The 18,593-nt window shown below is 68.9% G+C and carries 21 protein-coding genes; 11 read left to right on the top strand and 10 right to left on the bottom strand.

The annotated features are described in order from the left end of the window. Positions 1–195: 195 nt before the first annotated feature. The 7 genes from J2Y49_RS14550 (at position 196) to J2Y49_RS14520 (ending at position 6,274) form a co-directional block, all read left to right on the top strand. Positions 196–678, top strand: a complete 483-nt coding sequence (locus tag J2Y49_RS14550) for a MaoC family dehydratase (RefSeq protein ID WP_310115565.1) — start codon at positions 196–198, stop codon at positions 676–678. Then, a complete protein-coding gene (locus J2Y49_RS14545) occupies positions 675–1,643 on the top strand; it encodes an SDR family NAD(P)-dependent oxidoreductase (RefSeq protein WP_310115564.1) in 969 nt (322 codons plus the stop codon). Before J2Y49_RS14550 ends, J2Y49_RS14545 begins: the two co-directional genes overlap by 4 nt. Next, entirely contained in the window at positions 1,640–2,842 is a 1,203-nt protein-coding gene (locus J2Y49_RS14540; RefSeq protein WP_310115563.1) for an acetyl-CoA C-acyltransferase, read from the top strand. Before J2Y49_RS14545 ends, J2Y49_RS14540 begins: the two co-directional genes overlap by 4 nt. Before the next feature lie 38 nt (positions 2,843–2,880). Further along, the gene (locus J2Y49_RS14535) at positions 2,881–3,327 is read left to right on the top strand and encodes a thioesterase family protein (RefSeq protein WP_310115562.1); all 447 of its coding nucleotides are present in this window, start codon (positions 2,881–2,883) and stop codon (positions 3,325–3,327) included. A gap of 26 nt (positions 3,328–3,353) precedes the next feature. After that, on the top strand, positions 3,354–4,508 hold the full coding sequence (locus tag J2Y49_RS14530) for an iron-containing alcohol dehydrogenase (RefSeq protein WP_310115561.1): 1,155 nt from the start codon (positions 3,354–3,356) through the stop codon (positions 4,506–4,508). A 239-nt stretch (positions 4,509–4,747) separates the two neighbouring features. Continuing rightward, positions 4,748–5,257, top strand: a complete 510-nt coding sequence (locus J2Y49_RS14525) for a DUF2249 domain-containing protein (protein WP_310115560.1) — start codon at positions 4,748–4,750, stop codon at positions 5,255–5,257. A 114-nt stretch (positions 5,258–5,371) separates the two neighbouring features. Beyond that, positions 5,372–6,274: an SDR family oxidoreductase gene (locus J2Y49_RS14520; protein WP_310115559.1), complete on the top strand. Its 903-nt coding sequence runs from the start codon at positions 5,372–5,374 to the stop codon at positions 6,272–6,274. Between the two features lie 29 nt (positions 6,275–6,303). On the opposite strand, the gene J2Y49_RS14515 is transcribed toward J2Y49_RS14520, so the two are convergent. The 3 genes from J2Y49_RS14515 to J2Y49_RS14505 form a co-directional block, all read right to left on the bottom strand. Then, a complete protein-coding gene (locus J2Y49_RS14515; RefSeq protein ID WP_310115558.1) occupies positions 6,304–6,456 on the bottom strand; it encodes a hypothetical protein in 153 nt (50 codons plus the stop codon). A 90-nt stretch (positions 6,457–6,546) separates the two neighbouring features. Then, positions 6,547–7,218, bottom strand: a complete 672-nt coding sequence (locus J2Y49_RS14510) for a DUF6064 family protein (protein ID WP_310115556.1) — start codon at positions 7,216–7,218, stop codon at positions 6,547–6,549. Next, on the bottom strand, positions 7,218–8,162 hold the full coding sequence (locus J2Y49_RS14505) for an aldo/keto reductase (protein ID WP_310115555.1): 945 nt from the start codon (positions 8,160–8,162) through the stop codon (positions 7,218–7,220). The genes J2Y49_RS14510 and J2Y49_RS14505 overlap by 1 nt, the downstream gene beginning before the upstream one ends. Before the next feature lie 195 nt (positions 8,163–8,357). Between J2Y49_RS14505 and J2Y49_RS14500 the strand changes: the two genes are divergently transcribed. The 4 genes from J2Y49_RS14500 (at position 8,358) to J2Y49_RS14485 (ending at position 11,521) form a co-directional block, all read left to right on the top strand. Next, entirely contained in the window at positions 8,358–8,804 is a 447-nt protein-coding gene (locus J2Y49_RS14500) for a hemerythrin domain-containing protein (protein WP_310115554.1), read from the top strand. A gap of 99 nt (positions 8,805–8,903) precedes the next feature. Beyond that, a complete protein-coding gene (locus tag J2Y49_RS14495) occupies positions 8,904–9,587 on the top strand; it encodes an SCP2 sterol-binding domain-containing protein (protein ID WP_310115553.1) in 684 nt (227 codons plus the stop codon). Positions 9,588–9,592: 5 nt separating this feature from the next. Continuing rightward, complete coding sequence (locus tag J2Y49_RS14490) at positions 9,593–10,579, top strand: peptidase U32 family protein (RefSeq protein ID WP_149225125.1); 987 nt, start codon at positions 9,593–9,595, stop codon at positions 10,577–10,579. Positions 10,580–10,606: 27 nt separating this feature from the next. Continuing rightward, entirely contained in the window at positions 10,607–11,521 is a 915-nt protein-coding gene (locus J2Y49_RS14485) for a U32 family peptidase (protein WP_310115552.1), read from the top strand. 215 nt (positions 11,522–11,736) lie between these two features. Here the strand turns inward: J2Y49_RS14485 and J2Y49_RS14480 are convergent, their stop codons facing one another. From J2Y49_RS14480 to nosZ, 7 genes are all read right to left on the bottom strand, one after another. Beyond that, positions 11,737–11,901, bottom strand: a complete 165-nt coding sequence (locus J2Y49_RS14480; protein ID WP_310115551.1) for a twin-arginine translocase TatA/TatE family subunit — start codon at positions 11,899–11,901, stop codon at positions 11,737–11,739. Positions 11,902–11,918: 17 nt separating this feature from the next. After that, a complete protein-coding gene (locus J2Y49_RS14475; RefSeq protein WP_310115550.1) occupies positions 11,919–12,917 on the bottom strand; it encodes an FAD:protein FMN transferase in 999 nt (332 codons plus the stop codon). Continuing rightward, positions 12,917–13,447 carry a nitrous oxide reductase accessory protein NosL gene (locus J2Y49_RS14470; protein ID WP_310115549.1) on the bottom strand — a complete coding sequence of 177 codons (531 nt, stop codon included), beginning with the start codon at positions 13,445–13,447 and terminating at the stop codon, positions 12,917–12,919. Before J2Y49_RS14470 ends, J2Y49_RS14475 begins: the two co-directional genes overlap by 1 nt. After that, positions 13,447–14,271 (bottom strand): ABC transporter permease subunit, encoded by an 825-nt coding sequence (locus J2Y49_RS14465; protein ID WP_310115548.1) that lies wholly within the window; start codon positions 14,269–14,271, stop codon positions 13,447–13,449. Before J2Y49_RS14465 ends, J2Y49_RS14470 begins: the two co-directional genes overlap by 1 nt. Then, positions 14,268–15,194, bottom strand: coding sequence for an ABC transporter ATP-binding protein (locus J2Y49_RS14460; RefSeq protein WP_310115547.1), 927 nt, complete (start codon positions 15,192–15,194; stop codon positions 14,268–14,270). The genes J2Y49_RS14465 and J2Y49_RS14460 overlap by 4 nt, the downstream gene beginning before the upstream one ends. Further along, positions 15,191–16,549 carry a nitrous oxide reductase family maturation protein NosD gene (locus J2Y49_RS14455; RefSeq protein WP_310115546.1) on the bottom strand — a complete coding sequence of 453 codons (1,359 nt, stop codon included), beginning with the start codon at positions 16,547–16,549 and terminating at the stop codon, positions 15,191–15,193. Before J2Y49_RS14455 ends, J2Y49_RS14460 begins: the two co-directional genes overlap by 4 nt. Before the next feature lie 82 nt (positions 16,550–16,631). After that, complete coding sequence (nosZ, locus tag J2Y49_RS14450; protein WP_310115545.1) at positions 16,632–18,581, bottom strand: TAT-dependent nitrous-oxide reductase; 1,950 nt, start codon at positions 18,579–18,581, stop codon at positions 16,632–16,634. Positions 18,582–18,593 lie beyond the last annotated feature (12 nt).

The raw sequence follows: 18,593 nt of genomic DNA, 5'->3' as shown, positions 1-18,593 counted from the left end.
CTGCGACGGCGCGGCGTCGGTCGGTTCGGCGAAGCTAGGACCAATCCATGCCTCAGGCAACATTTCTGCCTGGACAGGACCGGACCGCTCACATACTACTTGGTATGTTTTTTGTGCGTGGCGCAAGCGAACTTTGCTGCGACCGCATCCGATCAACGGCCAATCAGCGGCCAAACGGATATGGGAAGACCCCCAATGAACGAACCTGTTTCCCCTGGGGACCTGGAGCGGCGCGTCGGCGGCGAGATCGGCGTGTCGCGTTGGTTCGCGATCCCCCAGGAGCGCATCGACGCCTTCGCCGACGTCATCGACGACCACCAGTTCATCCATGTCGATCCCGAGCGCGCAAGCCGCGACACCCCCTTCGGTGGCACCATCGCCCACGGCTTCCTGTCGCTGTCGCTGCTGACCGCGATGGGCGCGGGCGTGCTGCCGGTGATTGCCGGGGAAGCGATGGTCATCAATTACGGCTTCGACCGGGTCCGCTTCCTGGCACCGGTCCGGGCCGGCGCGCGGGTCCGGGCCCGCTTCGTGCTGAGCGAGGCGACCCGCCGGTCGGATCGGGAACTGGTCGCACGCTATGCGGTGACGGTGGAGATCGAAGGCGGCGGCAAGCCGGCGCTGGCGGCCGACTGGATCATTCTGACCCTCTTGAAAGAACAGGTGGACGCAGCATGAGCAATCAATCGAACGGCATGGGGCCTGACGGCATCCGCTTCGACGGGCGCGTCGCCATCGTCACCGGGGCGGGGAACGGCCTGGGGCGCGGCTATGCGCTGGAACTGGCGGCACGCGGCGCCAGGGTGGTGGTCAACGACCTGGGCGGCGGGCGCGACGGCCGCGGCGCTTCGGGTGCCGCCGAAACCGTGGTTGCGGAGATCCGCGACCGCGGCGGCGAGGCCATCGCCGACGGCGCCAACGTCACCGACCCGGCGCAGGTCGCCGCCATGGTCGAGCGCACCCTCGGCCTGTGGGGCCGCATCGACGTGCTGATCAACAATGCCGGCATCCTGCGCGACAAGAGCTTCGCCAAGATGGATCTGGAGGATTTCCGCTCGGTCGTCGACGTGCATCTGATGGGGGCGGCCAACGTCACCCATGCGGTCTGGCCGATCATGCGGGCGCAGGGTTACGGCCGCGTCCTGATGACGACCTCGACCTCGGGCGTCTACGGCAATTTCGGCCAATCGAACTACGGCGCCGCGAAGGCCGGTCTGGTCGGGCTGATGAACGTCCTGCATCTGGAGGGGGTGCGCAACGGCATCCACGTCAACGCGGTCGCTCCGACCGCGGCGACCCGCATGACGTCCGACATCCTCGACGAGACGGCCTTGGCCCGGCTGAACCCCGACTTCGTCACCCCGGCGGCGCTGTTCCTGGTGTCGGAGCAGGCGCCGAGCCGCACGGTGATCCTCTCCGGCGCCGGCACCTACGCCCGGCTCGCCATCGTCGAATCGGACGGCGTCTTCCTGCCCGAGGGTGAGCGCACGCCGGAAGCCGTGGCCGCCCGCTTCGCCGAGATCGCGTCGCTCGACAACCAGCACGAGATCGACGCCGGCCTGAGCCATGTCGACCGCATCCTGAAACGCGCGGCGGAGGCCGCCGGTCCGAACGCACGCGGCGAGCAGGGAGAAGACCGGTGAGGGAAGCCGTCATCGTATCGACCGCCCGCACGCCGATCGGCAAGGCCTATCGGGGCGCCTTCAACGATACCCAGGCGCAGGCCCTGGGCGGGCACGCCATCGCTCATGCCGTCGCCCGCGCCGGGATCGACCCGGCCGAGATCGACGACGTGGTGATGGGGGCAGCGCTGCAGCAGGGCGCCACCCACATGAACATGGCCCGGCAATGCGCACTGCGCGCCGGGCTGCCGACCTCGGTGGCGGCACAGTCGGTGGACCGCCAATGCGCCTCGGGCCTGATGGGCATCGCAATCGCCGCCAAGCAGATCGTCGTCGACGGCATGACTGTGGCGGTCGGCGGCGGGCTGGAATCGCTGTCGCTGGTGCAGACCGAACGCCTGAACGTCGACCGCTGGCGCGATCCCTGGCTGGTCGAGCACCGCCCCGACGTTTACATGGCCATGATCGAGACGGCGGAGATCGTGTCGGCGCGCTACGGCGTGCCGCGCGAGGCGCAGGACGCCTACGCCGCCCGGTCCCAGGCCCGCACCGCCGAGGCGCAGGACGCCGGGCGCTTCGACATGGAGATCGTGCCGGTCACCACCACCATGACCCGCCTCGACAAGGCGACCGGCGAGACCACCCGCCACCCGGTCACGCTGGACCGTGACGAGAGCAACCGGCCGGACACCACGCTGGCCGGACTGTCGGCGCTGAAGCCTGTGTTCCGCGACGGCCAGCAAATCCAGGAAGGGCGTTTCGTCACCGCCGGCAACGCTTCGCAACTGTCGGACGGCGCGTCGGCCAGCGTGCTGATGGAGGCGGCGGAGGCCGAACGGCGGGGCCTGCACCCGCTCGGCATCTACCGGGGCATCGCCGTTGCCGGCTGCGACCCGGACGAGATGGGGATCGGGCCGGTCTTCGCGGTGCCGAAGCTGTTGAAGCGCCACGGCCTGACCGTCGACGACATCGGGCTGTGGGAGTTGAACGAGGCCTTCGCCGCGCAGGTGATCCATTGCCGCGACCGGCTCGGTATCCCCGACGAGCGGCTGAACGTCAACGGCGGGGCCATCGCCATCGGCCATCCCTACGGCATGTCGGGCGCCCGTCTGGTCGGCCACGCCCTGATCGAGGGCAAGCGCCGGGGTGTGCGCCATGTCGTCGTCACCATGTGTGTCGGTGGCGGCATGGGCGCCGCCGGCCTGTTCGAAGTCGCCTGACCCCCCAAGATCGAACCCGAGACTAGAGAGGAACCCGCATGGACCGCAAGCACGACACCCGCGCCGCCTATCCCCATTTCCAGACCGTCCCGACCCGGTGGATGGACAACGACGCCTACGGCCACGTCAACAATGTGGTCTATTACAGCTACTTCGACACGGTGGTGAACCAGTACCTGATCGAGAACGGTGCGCTCGACATCGAAAACAGCCCGGTGATCGGACTGGTCGTGGACACCGGCTGCAGCTATTACGCGCCGATCAGCTTCCCCGACCGGGTCGAGGCCGGGCTGCGCGTGGCGCGGCTGGGCACCAGCAGCGTCCGCTACGAGGTCGGGCTGTTCCGCAACGACGATCCGACCCCGGCGGCCTGCGGCCATTTCGTGCATGTCTACGTCGATCGCGAGACGCGCCGCCCAGCAGCGCTGCCGGAGAAACTTCGCGCCGTGCTCGAACGGCTGGTCGCGCCGGCTGAAAACGCCTGATTCCCCCTTCCGGTGAGGACCGAGACATGATGGACTTCGTGTTCGAAACCACCCCGAAGCTGGTGTGCGAGGCGGGGGCGGCGACCCGGCTTGGCGAGATGGCAAAGGGACTGGGGATCCGCCGCGCGCTGATCGTCACCGACGCCGGTCTGGTCGCAGCCGGGCTGCTGGAGCCGGTCCAGGCCGGTTTCAGGACCGCCGGGACGGTCTGCACCCTGTTCTCCGACGTCGTGGCCGACCCGCCCGAGCAGTCGGTCGCGCTGGCGGTGCAGGCGGCGCGGGACGCCGGGGCCGACGGCGTGATCGGGGTCGGCGGCGGCAGTTCGCTGGACACAGCGAAACTGGTCGCCCTGCTGACCGGCACGCCGCAGGATCTGCCGGACATCTATGGCATCGGTCTCGCCAGGGGGCCGCGCCTGCCGCTGATCCAGGTACCGACCACCGCCGGCACCGGGTCGGAGGTGACGCCGATCGCCATCGTGACCACGCCCACCAGCGAGAAGAAGGGGGTGGTCTCCAGCCTGCTTTATCCCGATCTGGCGGTGCTGGACGCTCATCTGACGCTGGGGCTTCCGCCGCGCGTCACGGCGATGACCGGCATCGATGCGATGGTCCACGCCATCGAAGCCTACACCACCCGCCACAAGAAGAACCCCCTGTCCGACAGCCTCGCACTGCGGGCGCTGAGCCTGTTGGGCGGCAACATCCGCACCGTCATCGCCGACGGACGCGACGTCGCCGCGCGCGCGGCCATGCTCCAGGGCTCACTGCTCGCCGGCATCGCCTTCGCCAACGCGCCGGTCGGGGCGGTCCATGCCCTGGCCTACCCGTTGGGCGGCCATTTCCATGTGCCGCACGGGCTGAGCAACGCGCTCATGCTCGGACCGGTGCTGGAGTTCAACCGGCCCGCCGCCGAGACGCTCTATGCCGAACTCGCCCCGGCGATCCTGCCCGGCAGCGCCTTCGCCACGCCGGCCAGGGCGACGGACGCCTTCCTCGGCGCCATGCGCGATCTGGTCGCCGCCATGCCGATGGAGCAGCGGCTGGAGCAGGTCGGCGTGCGGCGCGATGATTTGCCGATGCTGGCTGCCGATGCCATGAAGGTGCAAAGGCTCCTGATCAACAATCCGCGCGAAGTCACCTATGAAGATGCCTTGGCCCTATACCGCCAAGCGTACTGACGGCAGGGTTCGGTTGCAAAATTTGCCGGCAGCCGGCTTCAGGTGCCCTCGCCTGGACTTTGCGGCACGGCAATTTGTCGACGACCGCACCTTTGCCACGGCGATGAGCGGCTGATGTCCCTACCCTCTCCGGCGCCAACCCTCTCCGGCGTTTGTGCTGGAGCAAAGAAGGCATCGGCGATCCGGGTTACAGCGGTGCATGGCGATCCTGCCGCTCCCCCACAGCCAGACGGACGACGATGCCGACCACAACCCATGCAATGCAGGCCGAACCGGTGCTCGACCTCCGCGCCATTCCGCCCTACCAGCGCCACCAGCTGATCTTCCAGTCGGTGCAGGATCTGACCCCCGGCGACGGCTTCTCGCTGGTCAACGACCATGACCCGCGCCCGCTGCACCACCAGCTCCTCAGCCTGTTCGGCGCCAGTTTCTCCTGGGAATACCTGCAGCAGGGTCCCGAGGTCTGGCAGGTCCGCATCGCCCGGCCCGAGGGGGCAGCGGCGACCAGCCTGCGCGTGCGCATCGACCGCAACGGCGACGTGGCGGTCGCGGCCGACGACGCGCGGCTGGGTCCGGACGCAAGCGGCGCGTCGGTCTGCGAGGTGACGGACTGCCCGCCGGGCACGCTGGCGGCCGACGTGCTGTCACTGCTGCAGGGCGTGATCCCGCCGGCCGGCGTGGTCAGCATCGCCTATGAGCGGCTGCTGGCGCGGCGCAACGGCTCCTGCTGTGGCGGCATGTGCGGCTGAGGACAGGGAGCGGGGCGGCCGTTCCCGGTTTCGGAATGGCTGCCGCCCGCCCCGGCCGGCAACCAATCCGGCCCTGCCCGGTTCTGTGTGTGACGCCCGACCAAGGAGACGCGCATGGACCGGAGTGACGACACTGTATCGCCGCGGGACCCGCGGTACAAATATCCCCAGCCGCCCTTCAAGGGCCAGTCGCAGCCCTGGCCCGGATTGGCCCGCGACATGGACCCGCCGCCGGACCATGGCGAGACCAGCTACAAGGGCTCCGGCCGGCTGGCGGGGCGGAAGGCGCTGATCACCGGCGGCGATTCCGGGATGGGACGCGCCGCCGCCATCGCCTATGCCCGCGAGGGGGCCGACGTCGCCATCAACTATTTCCCGACCGAGGAGCCGGACGCCCGCGAAGTCGTTGCGCTGATCGAGGCGGCGGGCCGCAAGGCCGTCGCCATTCCCGGCGACCTGCGCGACGAGGCGTTCTGCCGGCAGATGGTGGCGGATGCGGTCGCCGGGCTCGGCGGGCTCGACATCCTGGTCTGCAACGCCGCGCGGCAGCAGGCCTGCACTTCCATCCTCGACCTGACCAGCGAGGAGTTCGACGCGACGATGAAGACCAACATCTACGCGCCGTTCTGGACCATCAAGGCGGCGCTGCCGCACCTGAAGCCCGGCTCGGTCATCATCGGCACCACCTCGGAACAGTCCTACGATCCGACGCCGGAGCTGTACCACTATGCCCAGACCAAGGCGGCGACGATGAACTACGTCAAGTCGCTGGCCAAGCAGTTCGCCTCGAAGGGCATCCGTGTCAACGGCGTGGCCCCCGGCCCGATCTGGACCCCGCTGCAGGTCAGCGGCGGCGCCACCCAGGAGAAGCTGAAGCAGTTCGGCGGCCAGACCCCGCTGGGCCGTCCCGGCCAGCCGGCCGAGCTTGCCGGCATCTATGTCCAGCTTGCGGCGGAGGACGGCAGCTACACCACCGGCCACATCTATGGTGCCGCCGGCGGCAGCGGCCAGCCGTAAGGGCGCCGACGGCCGAACCCGTCCGGCCATCACCCCATGATGTCCTCGCCAAGCCTTCCGCCGTTGCAGGGAATGGTCTTTGCCCCGGTGAACTCCGAAGGCAGATGGATGCAGAGGTCGAAGCCGACCAGCAGCGCAATGCTGAGGATCGACAGGGCGATGGCGATGAAGAGGACGGTCATGGGATCGCTCCATCCGGAGGCCGATTGCGATGTCGGAGCGATCCTGAGCGCATTCCCGTTTCAGCGCTGTGAGCCGTCCCACAGGTGGGTTCATTTCGGACCGGGCCGGCGGGTGGTGGGCAGGACGGCGAGCACCGCCCCTGTCCCCGCCGCTGCCAGCAGGACCCAACTCTCTGCCGCTCCCATACCGTACAGGGTCAACCAGCCGACAAGGCACCAGAGCAATGGGATGACGAGCAGCAGCCACGACCAGCGCCCGGCCGCCATCAGGACAAGCCCGACGGTCGCGATGGCGGTCGGGTCCGGCGTGATGCCGAAAACCTCCGCTCCCCGTATCGAGCGCCCCAGCAGCGGCGCCGTCAGCGGGTGCAGGACAAGGGCATAGAGGAACAGCGCCAGCCCTCCCGATCCACGCCCTGTCCGGTCGAACGACCAGCGCAGCCGCCCTCCGACCGACGCCAGCAGCACGGCCTGAAGCGCGAACAGCGGTGCCATGTAGACTGCCGCCCAATTGATGGTGGCGTAGCGCTCCCACAGGAAGCTCCAGGCGACCCAGCCCCACAGGACCGCCAGACCGCCCGCGATCAGCCGGTGCGACCAGGGCCGGGGCCGGAGCAGGAACCACAGGATCGCGATGCCGAGCAGCAGCGTCAACAACTGCGCCGGCCAGAGTGCCTCATTGTGGCGTTCGATCAGCCGCCAGTAGGCGCGGGGGCTGAACAGCAGGAAATCCTCGGCGGAGTAGGTCCACCATTCCGGCATCAGAGCGCCCTCACATGGTCGGCCATGCGCTTCCTCATCGCGGCATCGGGCATCGGTCCGCTCATCGCGGCCATATTCTCCCGCACATGCGCGACCTGGCTGGTCGCCGGTATGGCCACCGTGACGGCGGGATGGGAGATGATGAATTTCAGGACGATTTGCGCCCAGCTGGACGCGCCGATGTCGCCGGCCCAGGCGGGCAGCGGCTGGCCGGACAGCCGGCGCAGCAGGACGCCCTGCTGGAACGGGCGGTTGACGATGACGCCGATGCCGCGGTCCGCCGCCAGCGGCAGGATGCGCTCCTCCACCTCACGGTCGACGATGTTGTAGGTGAGCTGCACGAAGTCGAGCGGCCGGCTGGCCATGATCGTCTCCAGCAGGTCGTGGCGCCGGCCTTCGGACGTGGTGATCCCGACATAGCGGAGTTGGCCTGCCGCCTTCATCGCGGACAGCGTCTGCAGATGCTCCTCCCAGGACAGCAGGTTGTGGACCTGCAGCAGATCGAAACGCGGCACGCCCCACAGGCTGCGCGACTGTTCGATCTGCGACGGCCCGCGGCTGCCGGAGGAAATCCACACCTTGTCGGCCGAGAACAGGCCCTTCGGCTGACCCAGCTTGCGCAGGCCGTATCCGACCACCTGCTGGGCGGAGCCGTACATGGGAGAGGAGTCGATCATCCCGCCCCCGGCCCGGAAGAAGGCGTCCATGACGGCCGCGCATTCGTCGCGCAGCTCGTCGTCGTCGCCGACATTGAAGGTGATCCAGGTGCCGAGCCCCACGGGGGGAATCGCCTCGCCCGTGGCGGGAATGCGCCGCATCGCCGGTGCGCCGGCCTGCGGAGCGGCCTGTGCTTGGGCGAACGCCGGCTGAATCGCCATGGCTGTCGCGGCCAGAGCACCCTGCAGGATCGCCCCCTGCAGAACCATCCGTCGTGTCGCTGTCATGCTCCCCTCCCTCGCGCTGCTGTATCGCAAAACCTGTCGGCGGCATGGACAGTCAGGTAGTGCGCGGAGGCCGGGACCGCGTTACCCCGATCTTTCGGAGAACTGCTTGCTGTGGCGCAACGATGCCGGGCGGGCGGGCCGGCATGCTGGCTTCAACGCCGCCCATGAAGGGTGGCAACGGTTGGAGACAAAATCATGGCCAACGTCACCGTCAGCACCGCGCTCTACCGCGACCACCATGCCGGTGTCGGCCAGCTGGTCGGCCGCATCGAAGCGCTGCTCGCATCAAGGACCGTGGAGTCGGACACGGCGGCGCTCACCGCCACGGTGCGGGAGCTGTTCGGCATCTTCGCCGTCCACCTGTCGCTGGAGGACAGCGCGCTATACCCCCGCCTGCTCGCCCACCCGGATGCGAAGCTGCGCAGCACGGCGGCGCGTTTCCAGGCGGAGATGGGGAACTTGCGGGCGCGGTTCGACCTGTACCGCACACGTTGGCCCGGCCCGGTGGCGGTCGCCAAGGATCCGGCCGCCTTCGTCCGCGAGACGCGCGAGGTGGTGGCTGCGCTGAAACATCGCATCGGCCGCGAGGACCGCGAACTGTACGACCTGATCGACCGCGCAGGGCTGGCCAGCGCCGCCTGAGACCGGCTTTTCAAGCTTAAACTTGACCGAGGTCAATGACTGCGGGCGATTAGCGGATTTGATGGGTAGCGGAATGACCGATAAGGAGGGACTCCGCCCATGCGTGAGCCCATGCGTGAGCCCGCTGTCGCACCGACCGCGATTGACGACGACCGGGCCCGACGTTTCGAAGCCAGCCTGAGCCGTGCGGGGCTCGGGCTCGTCCCGCGGTTGGGGGAGAGGGTCAGCGATGCGCTGCTGGCCCGCCTTCTCCGCGTGCTGGCGGAGCGCCATCCGCGCGCCTTCGAGGCACTGCGCGAGATGCAGGACGCCCGCGTTCTGATCGAGCCGGTGGATGCACCGGTCGCGCTGATGATGCGCGTCGGGCCTGAGCTGTCCCTGCATGCCCTGCCCCGCGGGGCGGTCGGGACCGGTGCGGCTGTGGCCGATGCCGTCATCCGCGGTCCCTATGCCCGGCTGCTCGACCTGCTGGAGGGGCGGATCGACGGCGATGCCCTGTTCTTCCGGCGCGAGCTGACCATCTCCGGCGACACCGCCCTGATCCTGGCCCTGCGAAACACGTTGGACGGCGAGGACGAGATGGATCTGATGGCCGACGCCGCCTCCATCGCCGGGCCGCTTGCCCGCGCCCTGCCGGTGCTGCGCCGGAATGCCGGACCGGTGCTGGACCGCGTCGAAGCGGCGCACCGGCTGCTGCCCCCGCCGCTGCGGCGCGGGATCGAGCGGATCGGCGCGCGGATCGAAGCCCGCCTGACCGGGACGGTTCCGGGGGCGGAGGCGTAAGAATTATGGACAATTTCGAACTGATCTGCCCGGCCGGCACCCCGGCCGCTCTGCGCGCCGCCGTCGATGCCGGGGCCGACGCCGTCTATCTCGGCTTCCGGGACGAGACCAACGCCCGCAATTTTCCGGGACTGAACTTCACCCGGCAGGATGTGGCCGACGCGGTGGACTATGCCCACGCCCGCAAGGTGGAGGTCTATGTCGCCATCAACACCTATCCGCAGGCGGGCAATCTCGGTCCCTGGCAGAAGGCGGTGGACGACGCGGCGCGGCTGAAGGTGGATGCGGTCATCCTGGCCGATCCGGGCCTGCTGGCCTATGCCGCCAAGCGCCATCCCGACCTGCGCCTGCACCTGTCGGTCCAGGCCTCGGCCGCCAATGTGGAGGCGATCCGGCTCTACCGCGACGCCTTCGGCGTGCGCCGCGTGGTGCTGCCGCGCGTGCTGACGGTGCCGGAGATCGCCAAGCTGAATGCCGAGGTCGACGTCGAGACAGAGGTGTTCGTCTTCGGCGGCCTCTGCCCGATGGCGGAAGGGCGCTGCTCGCTGTCCTCCTATGCCACTGGCCTGTCGCCGAACAAGCAGGGCGTCTGTTCCCCGGCCACGCATGTCCGTTACGAGCAGCGCGGCGGCGCGCTGGCCTCCACGCTGGGCGGCTTCACCATCAATGTCTTCGGCGAGGGCGAGCAGGCCGGCTATCCGACGCTGTGCAAGGGCCGCTTCGTCGCCGGCGGCGCGCCGGCCTATCTGTTCGAGGAGCCGACCAGCCTGAACGCCATGGATCTGCTGCCCGAGTTGAAGGCTGCCGGCGTCCATGCGCTGAAGATCGAGGGGCGGCAGCGCGGCAAGGCCTATATCGGCGCCGTCGTCCGCGCCTATCGCGAGGCTCTGGACAGCTTCGCCGCCGGCCGGCCGGTGCCGCACATCGATCTGCAGGCGATGGTCGAGGGCGGAACCCAGACCACCGGTGCCTATACCCGCGCCTGGCGCTGAGCATCGGGCGGCAAGGAGCATTACGGAATGACTGCGTCACTCACTTTGGGGCCGGTGCTGTTCAACTGGCCGGTCGACCGCTGGCGCGACTTCTACGCCCGCATCGCCGACGAGGCCCCGGTCGACACCGTGGTAGTCGGTGAGATCGTCTGCTTCAAGCGGGCGCCCTTCTTCGCCGAGGCGATGGGCGAGGTGGTCGAGCGGCTGAGCGCGGCCGGCAAGACCGTCTGGCTCGCCAGCCCGATCCTGGTCGGCAGCGAGCGCGAACGGTCGGCGATGCGCGACCTCGTGTCCGCCGAAGCCGGGCTTGCGGACGGCGGGTTGGTCGAGGCCAACGACATGGGCGCGCTGGCCCTGCTGGCCGGGCGGCCGCATGCCGTCGGGCCGACGATCAACGTCTACAACGAGGCGACGCTGGCCTGGATGGCGGAGCGCGGTGCGGTGGCGGTGTCGCTGCCGGCCGAGCTGCCGGCTGTGACCGTGGCGGCGCTGGCAAAGGCCGGGCGGGAGTTGGGCGTCGCGGTGGAGGTGCAGGCCTGGGGCCGGGCGCCGCTCGCCATCTCGGCCCGCTGCTATCACGCGCGCGCCCATGGGCTGCACAAGGACGGTTGCCAGTTCGTCTGCGGCAACGACCCGGACGGCATGCCGGTGACGACGATGGACGGCCAGCCCTTCCTGACGGTCAACGGCACGCAGACGATGTCGCACGGCTGCCTGTGTCTTGCGCCGGAACTGGCGGAGTTGGTGGAGATGGGCGTTTCGCGCTTCCGCCTGTCGCCGCAGGCGATGGACATGGTGAGGGTCGCCGAGGCGTTCCGCGCGGTGCTCGATGGCCGGCGCGACGGGGCCGAGGTGGCGGCGGAACTGGGCGGGCTGATCGATGCGCCGCTGGTGAACGGCTTCTACCACGACACCGCGGGGGCGCTGCGGGTGGTGGCGTGAGGGGAAGTTAGACCCCTACCTAACCTCCCCCGCTGGGCGGGGGAGGGACTGCCGCCACTCTCCCGTACAAGCACCTGCTCCCTCCCCCGCCCAGCTCTCGCACAAAGCTATGCTTTGTGCTGACGCGGCAGGCGGACCGTAGGTCCGCTGAGAGCGGGGGAGGGTTGGGGTGGGGGCATCGGAGCCGACGTTCAATTACGCCGTCCCCTCCCCCATCACGCGATCGGCTTGCGCTCCTCTTCCTCGTCCTTCAGGCCGGACTTGAAGCTCTTGATGCCTTTGGCGAAGTCGCCCATCACGCTCGGCAGCTTGCCGGCGCCGAACAGCAGCAGGACGACCAGCAGAACGATGGCCCAGTGGAACAGGCTGAAGCTTCCCATGACGATGATCCGATCTCTCAAGCAGGCAACCGCAGGATGCGGCCGTCGGGGTGGGTGAAGCGGGCGATGACGCCGGGATGGGCTGCGAGGATGGCAGGCACCCGATCCTCCGGCACCACCGAAAGCGCGGTCGACAGGGCATCGGCCGTCGTGGCGTCCGGTGCCTGTACCGTAACCGCCTGCCAATGGGCGGCGCAAGCGCCGCTCGCGGGGTCGAACAGGTGGGTGAAGCGGCCGGCGGAATCGAAGCGGGTGCCGTAGCCGCCGGTGGTTGCCAGTGCGCCGTCGGCAAGCTCCAGCGTCTCGACCGTCCGGTCGGGGTCGGCCGGATCGGCCAGCCCGACGGTCCAGGGGCGGCCGGAGGGGTGATGGCCGAGTGCCCGCAACTCGCCCATGTCGACCAGCACGCGGTCCATGCCCTCGGCCTTCAGCCGTTCGGTAACACGGTCGGTGATGTAGCCCTGGGCGATGCCGTTCAGCGTTACCGCCATGCCCTTGGCACCGAAGGTGATGAGGTCGGGCTCCACGCGCAGCGCCCGGACATCGACGAGCGCGCGGGCGGCGCGGATCACGGCGTCCGGCGGGCCGGCGGGGTCGGCGCCGGGCCGGGTGAAATGGCCGGCATAGAGCTGCCACAGCGGCTGCACCGTGGGGTCGAAGGCGCCGCCGGTGTCGCGGCCGAAGGCGGCGGCCTGGGCCAGAAGGCGGACGAGGTCGGTCGGCGGCGCCTCCAGCCGGCCATCACGGTTGAGACGGCGGAGCGCGGAATCGGCGCGGTAGAGGCTGAAGACGCGCTCCAGCCGGGCGACTTCCTCAAGGCTGAGCGCGATCAGGCGGTCGGCCTCGGCGGGGTCGGGATGGGCGATGGTCAGGCTGGCGTCGGCGCCCAGCGCCACGCCGCGCCAGACCCGGACGGGGACGCCCTCGGCGCGCAGCAGCCGGTGGGGCAGCAGCGACAGGCCGGCAGCGGTCGCACCGATGCCGAGAAAGCGGCGTCTGGTGAATGCTGCGGCCATCAGTGGCCTCCCTCGGCGACGGGGCCGGCCGGCGGGGTGAGGATCTGGTCCTCATGCACCTCGGCGAAGCGCTGCACCGTGCCGCCGTTGGCGGCGGCGAAGGCGCGGGCGGCGGATTCCTCGGCGAAGGGATAGGGCTCCGCATCGCCCATGCCGCCGCGAAGCTTGCTGCCCAGCACGTACCAGGCCTTGCGGGCCTCGACCCAGACGGTCAGGTCGGGGGCGGTGGGATCCTTGGCCCTGCCGACGTCGGTGACGTAGATGGCGCTGATCTCCTTCGGTTCCTCCGGCAGCATGGTGAAGGCGAAGGTGTCGCGCACCGACGACAGCCAGATCGGCCGCTGCTGCCCCTTGACCAAAATCTGGCCCTTGGGACCGGGATGGTCGGCGAGGTTCATGCCGCAGTAATGGCCGATCGCGTCGGCGGTCAGGGTCACGGGCGGCGGCGGGGCGACCTCCGCCCTCTCCTGCTTGCAGGCGGACAGCGACAGCAGCAGGGCGGCGGCGAGGAGGATGGGGATGGTGCGCATCAGATCTGCTTCCTCGAAAAGAGGGCGGCGGCCAGCGCCAGCGGGGCGGCGATCCAGCCGGCCATCACCGCCAGCAGCAGCGGGACGGACAGCTGGACATGGGCGGCGAGGCCGGCGGTGCCGGCGAAGGCGCTGACGCCCTTGAAGCCGGTCAGGTTGAACAGGCGGTAGGCGTCGGCCGGGTTGGCGAGCAGCAGCCAGTTCAGCGCCTCCACCCCGATGCCGCTGCCGCCGACCAGCAGGCCGAGCAGGGCCATGTCGTAGAGCAGGACGAAGCAGAGCCACACCGCCACCGCGATGCCGGCCGCCGTGCCGCGGTCGCGCACGATGGTGGAGGCGAGATAGCCGAGCGCGGTGAAGGCGGCGCCCAGCATCACGCTGGACCCGATCATCGAGGCGAAGGCGCGCCAGCTTTCGGTGGCGATGGCGGTGTTGCCCATCGCCATCGCCACTCCGGCGGCGCCGTAGCCGACGACGGTGGCCAGCGCGATCACCGCGGCATGACCCAGGAACTTGCCGAGCAGCAATTGCCAGCGCGCCACCGGATAGGACAGCAGCAGGGTCATGGTGCCGCGGTCGATCTCGCCCACCACCGCGTCGAAGGACAGCAGCAGCGCGATCAGCGGCAGCAGGAAGATGGTCAGGCTGGACAGGCTGACGATGGTGACCTCCACCGGGCCGACGCCGACCGTGCCGGTGGGGGCGGAGCCGAGGAAGCTCAGCGTCAGGGCGAGCGCCGCCATCAGCAGGGTGGTGGCGACGACCCAGCGGTTGCGCGTCGCCTCGCGCAGTTCCTTGCCGGCGATGATGAGTAGCGTGTTCATTCCGCAGCCTCCCGGCGCAGGAAGTGGGCGTACATCTCGTCCAGGCTGGGCTGGACGATCTCGATATCTTCGACAGCGGGGCCGTCGCAGGCGATGCGGCGCACCAGATCGATCTTGTCGTCGTTGGCGCAGGCCAGCTCCACCACCCCGCCGGCCAGACGGGTCAGCGCGGCTCCCTGCCCTACCCGCGCAGCGAGCGCGTCGATGTCGTCGCCGGGCAGGGTCAGGCGGATGCGGACCGGCAGTTGGGCGAGGCTGCGCAGGGTGGCGAGCGAGCCGTCGGCGACCTTGCGGCCCCGGCTCATCACCACCACGCGGTCGGCCTGCCCCTCCAGCTCGGTCAGGGCGTGGCTGCACAGCAGGACAGTGGTGCCCTGGTCGCGCAGCTCGGCGACGATGGCATAGAAGCTCTGGCGCAGCGCCGGGTCGAGGCCGGTGGTGGGCTCGTCCAGGAACAGCAGCTTCGGGCCGCCGAGCAGGGCCTGGGCCAATGCCAGGCGCTGACGCATGCCCTTGGAATAGGTGGAGACGCGGCGCCTGATCGCGGCGGGCTCCAGCCCGACTTTCTCGAACAGCGCGTCGTTGTCGCGGCGCGATGCGCCTTTCAGCCGGGCGTAGAAGTCCAGCGTCTCCCGCCCGGTCATGTTGGGGTGGAAGGCGACGTTTTCCGGCAGGAAGCCGATCTGGCGGCGGATGGGGGAGCAGGCGGCGCTGGCCGGATCGCCGCCCAGCACGCGGATGCTGCCCGCCGTTGGGGTGGTCAGGCCGAGCATCAGCTTGATGAGAGAGCTTTTGCCGGCGCCGTTGTGGCCGACCATCGCAACACATTCGCCGGGCGCCAGCGTCAGGTCCACACCGCGCACCGCCTCGGTCTCGCCATAGCGCTTGGTGACGCCCCGCACCTCTGCGGTGAAGTCGGTCATGGCTGTTTCCTTTCGGCGGATTGAACGGGTGTGGGCATGGAGGGAGGCGCCATCAGCGGGGCGCTGTCGATCACGCCGCCGGGATGCAGGGCCGGGAACTGCTTCTGCGCCCAGCGGATCACTTGGACGCCGGGGCTGTTCATCAGCAGCTTGGCCGCCGGATAGGCCCACATCACGCGGTCGACCACGTCGTTGGGGCGATAGGGCTCGTCGGAGATGCCGTCGCCGTTCAGGTCGAAGGCGGCATTGTCGGACCAGTAGTTGCCCCGCCCCTTCTCCGACCAGTCGAGGAAGCGGGTGCCGACATACTTCACCTGGGTGCGGTTGCCGATGAAGGCGTTGCCGGTCATGCTGTTGCGCTCCGACCCGGCGGTGAAATGAACGCCGATCTCGCAGCCCTCGAACCTGTTGCCGGCAAAGCGGTTCTTGTTGGCGTTGTAGATGAAGACGCATTTCCAGGTGCCGCTGCGCAGCCGGCCGTCCATCGCTTCGCTGTCATGGGGGATGTCGTTGTCGGCCAGCGCCTCGCCGCTGTCGGACACGGCGCCGGCGAAGCGGCCGGCGACGCTGTTGTTCGTGAACTGCGCGCTGTTGGCGGCGTTCAGCAGGAAGCCGTGCTCCCGGTCGGCGACCGATCGGTTGTCCTTCACCACCAGATTGTTGGAATACATGATGGCGTAGCCGACGCTGCTGCCGATCGAGACGTTGCCCGACACCTCGGAGTCGTTGGTGTACATGTAGTGGACGGCGAAGCGGACCCGTTCGAACCGGTTGCCGGCGAACAGGTTCTTGCGCGAGGTGGTGGTGAAGATGCCGTCGCGGGCGTCGCGCACGCTGTTGTCGAGCACGCGGGTGCCTGGCGCGTTCCAGATCTGGATGCCGTTGCCGCGCTCCGACACGCGCAGGTCAGTGCGGCCGGTGACGTCGTTGCGGCGGACGAGGCTGTCGTCGGCCCCCCAGACATAGATGCCGATCAGCGTGTCGCGCAGCCGGTTGTCCTCCACCACCGCCCGCTTGGCGGTCTTGCTCAGGAAGATGCCGGAATGCTGATCGAACAGGCTGGTGCCGGTGTCGCGCAGCTCCAGCCCGCGGATCGTGACGTCGGGGGCGGTGACGGTGACGACGCTGCCCTTCCCTTCCCCGTCCAGCACGGCGCCGGGTTCGCCTTCCAGGGTCAGCGGCTTGTCGACCTTCACCGGGCCGCTGTGCCGGCCGGCGGCGAGCCGCAGCGTGTCGCCGGGGCTCGCTGCGGCGATGGCGGCGGTCAGCTCGCCCGGAGCCACCGTGATGGTGGCGGCCAGCGCGGGGGAGCCGAGCAGAACCGTGCCGAGGATGGTCGCCGTGCGGAGGAGCATGGGGAGGGTCCTGTTTGGGGCGGATCCCCTCTCCCCGGGGGGAGAGGGAAATCTTCCGCGAGGGATAGGTACTGAACCCCGATCAGGTCGAACGCGGCTCGACCAACATGCGGCCGCCCATCTCCATGTGCAGGGCGTGGCAGAACCACTGGCAATAGTACCAGTGCACGCCCGGACGGTCGGCGGTGAAGGTGACCGACGCGGTCTGCTGCGGGCTGATCTCCATGCAGACGCCGTGGTTGGTCATGGTGAAGCCGTGGGTCAGGTCGTCCACATCGTCCATGTTGGAGATGTAGACCGTCACCTCGTCACCCTGCTTCACCGTGAACTCCTCGATGCCGAAGGCCGGGGCGCGGCTCCACATGTAGACGCGGACCTTGTTGCCGTCGCGGATCACCTTGGTGTCGTTGTCCAGGTCCACCCCGTCCTTCTTCGCCTGGATGCGGGCGTCTTCCCACATCTTGTCGTCGCGGGTGTAGATGCTCTTCGGGTTGACCTTGGAGCGGTGGACGATCAGCGTGTCGTGCGGCTCGGCGAAGGTGGGGCCGTCATGCACCAGCTTCATCTCGTCGCCGGAGATGTCGATCAGCTGGTCGTTCTCCGGCTTCATCGGACCGACGTTGAGGAAACGGTCCTTGGAGAACTTGTTCAGCACGATCAGCCACTTGCCGTCGGCCTCCTTGGTCTGGCCCATGGAGGAATGCAGGTGGCCCGGCTGGTAATGCACGTCCAGCTTCTGGACGATGGGATCGACCTTTTCGCCCTTGAAGGCGCGCTTGGCCTTGTCGATGTTCCACTTCACCACCTGGCTGTCGAGGAACAGGGTGGTGTAGGCGTTGCCGCGACCGTCATAGGCGGTGTGGAGCGGGCCGAGGCCGACCTGCGGTTCGGCGACGATCACGTCGCGCGGCTTGATCTTGTCCTCGAACAGCTCGTCCAGCTTGCGCACGTCCATGACCGAGACGGTCGGCGACAGCTTGCCGTTCACGGTGACGTGGATGCCGTCTGGGGCGGTGTTGACGCCGTGCGGGCTGTTGGGGATCGGGATGTAGCGGGTGTAGGCGCTGCCGTGGCGGCCGTCGACGATCGGCACGCCGTTGATGACCTCCACCTTGCCGGCCTTCACCGCCTCTTCGATGCGCTTGATGTTGAAGACGACCAGCCAATCCTGCTCGTTGGCCGTCATCTCGGCCGTCGTCACCCCTTCCTCGGAGTTGTAGCAGGTCGAGAAGACGTATTTACCCTGATAGTCGGCGTCGGTGTTGTCCAGGTTGCCGTCGACCCACACCTGCCAGGCGATCTTCATCGAATCGCCGTCGATGGCGGTGAAGTGCGACCGGTACTTCTTCGGCTCGTCCAGGATCTTGCCATCGTTCGGCGTCGGCACGCGCTGCTCGCCGTTGCAGAAGACATAGCCGGTGCGCGGATACTTCTGCAGGCGCAGGCCGTGGATCGCCGAGGCGTTGGGGATCTCGAGGATGACGTCCGGCTTCATGATGTCGCAGCGGATGCGCGTCACCCGGCTGTTCGCCTTGTCGTTGGCGAAGATGTAGCGCCCGTCATAGGTCCCGTCGGTGAAGGACATGTGCGGGTGGTGCAGGTCGCCGTTCAGGTACTCGCCGCCGCGCTTGGACAGGAAGGCCTTGGTCTCTTCCGTCAGGTTGGCGGTGAGGATCTTCCGGCTCTCGTTGGTCAGGCCCCAGCCGGTGGCGGAGCAGCGGTTGAACACCGGAATGCGCATCAGTTCGCGCATCGACGGCAGGCCCATGATGCGGACCTCGCCGGAATGGCCGCCGGAATGGAAGACGTAATATTCGTCGAGATCGCCGGGCTTCACCTCGACGCTCTGGTGGCCGGCCTGCGGGGTCGCCGCCAGGGCAGCGGAGGCGCCGAACAGCGCGTTCCCGGCAATGCCGCCGGCGGCGGCACCGCCCACGGCACCGGTCAGGCCGGCGAGCGCCGCCGCCTTCGCCGTTCCGCCCAGAAGGGCACGGCGGTTGACGCCTGCCGTGTTGTTCGTCTCGTTCGACATGGTCTGCTCCTT

The organism is Azospirillum sp. BE72, assembly GCF_031455875.1.
Lineage (GTDB): Bacteria > Pseudomonadota > Alphaproteobacteria > Azospirillales > Azospirillaceae > Azospirillum.
Note: the sequence above shows the minus strand (reverse complement) of the source record. Positions and strands in the feature narration are given on the sequence as shown.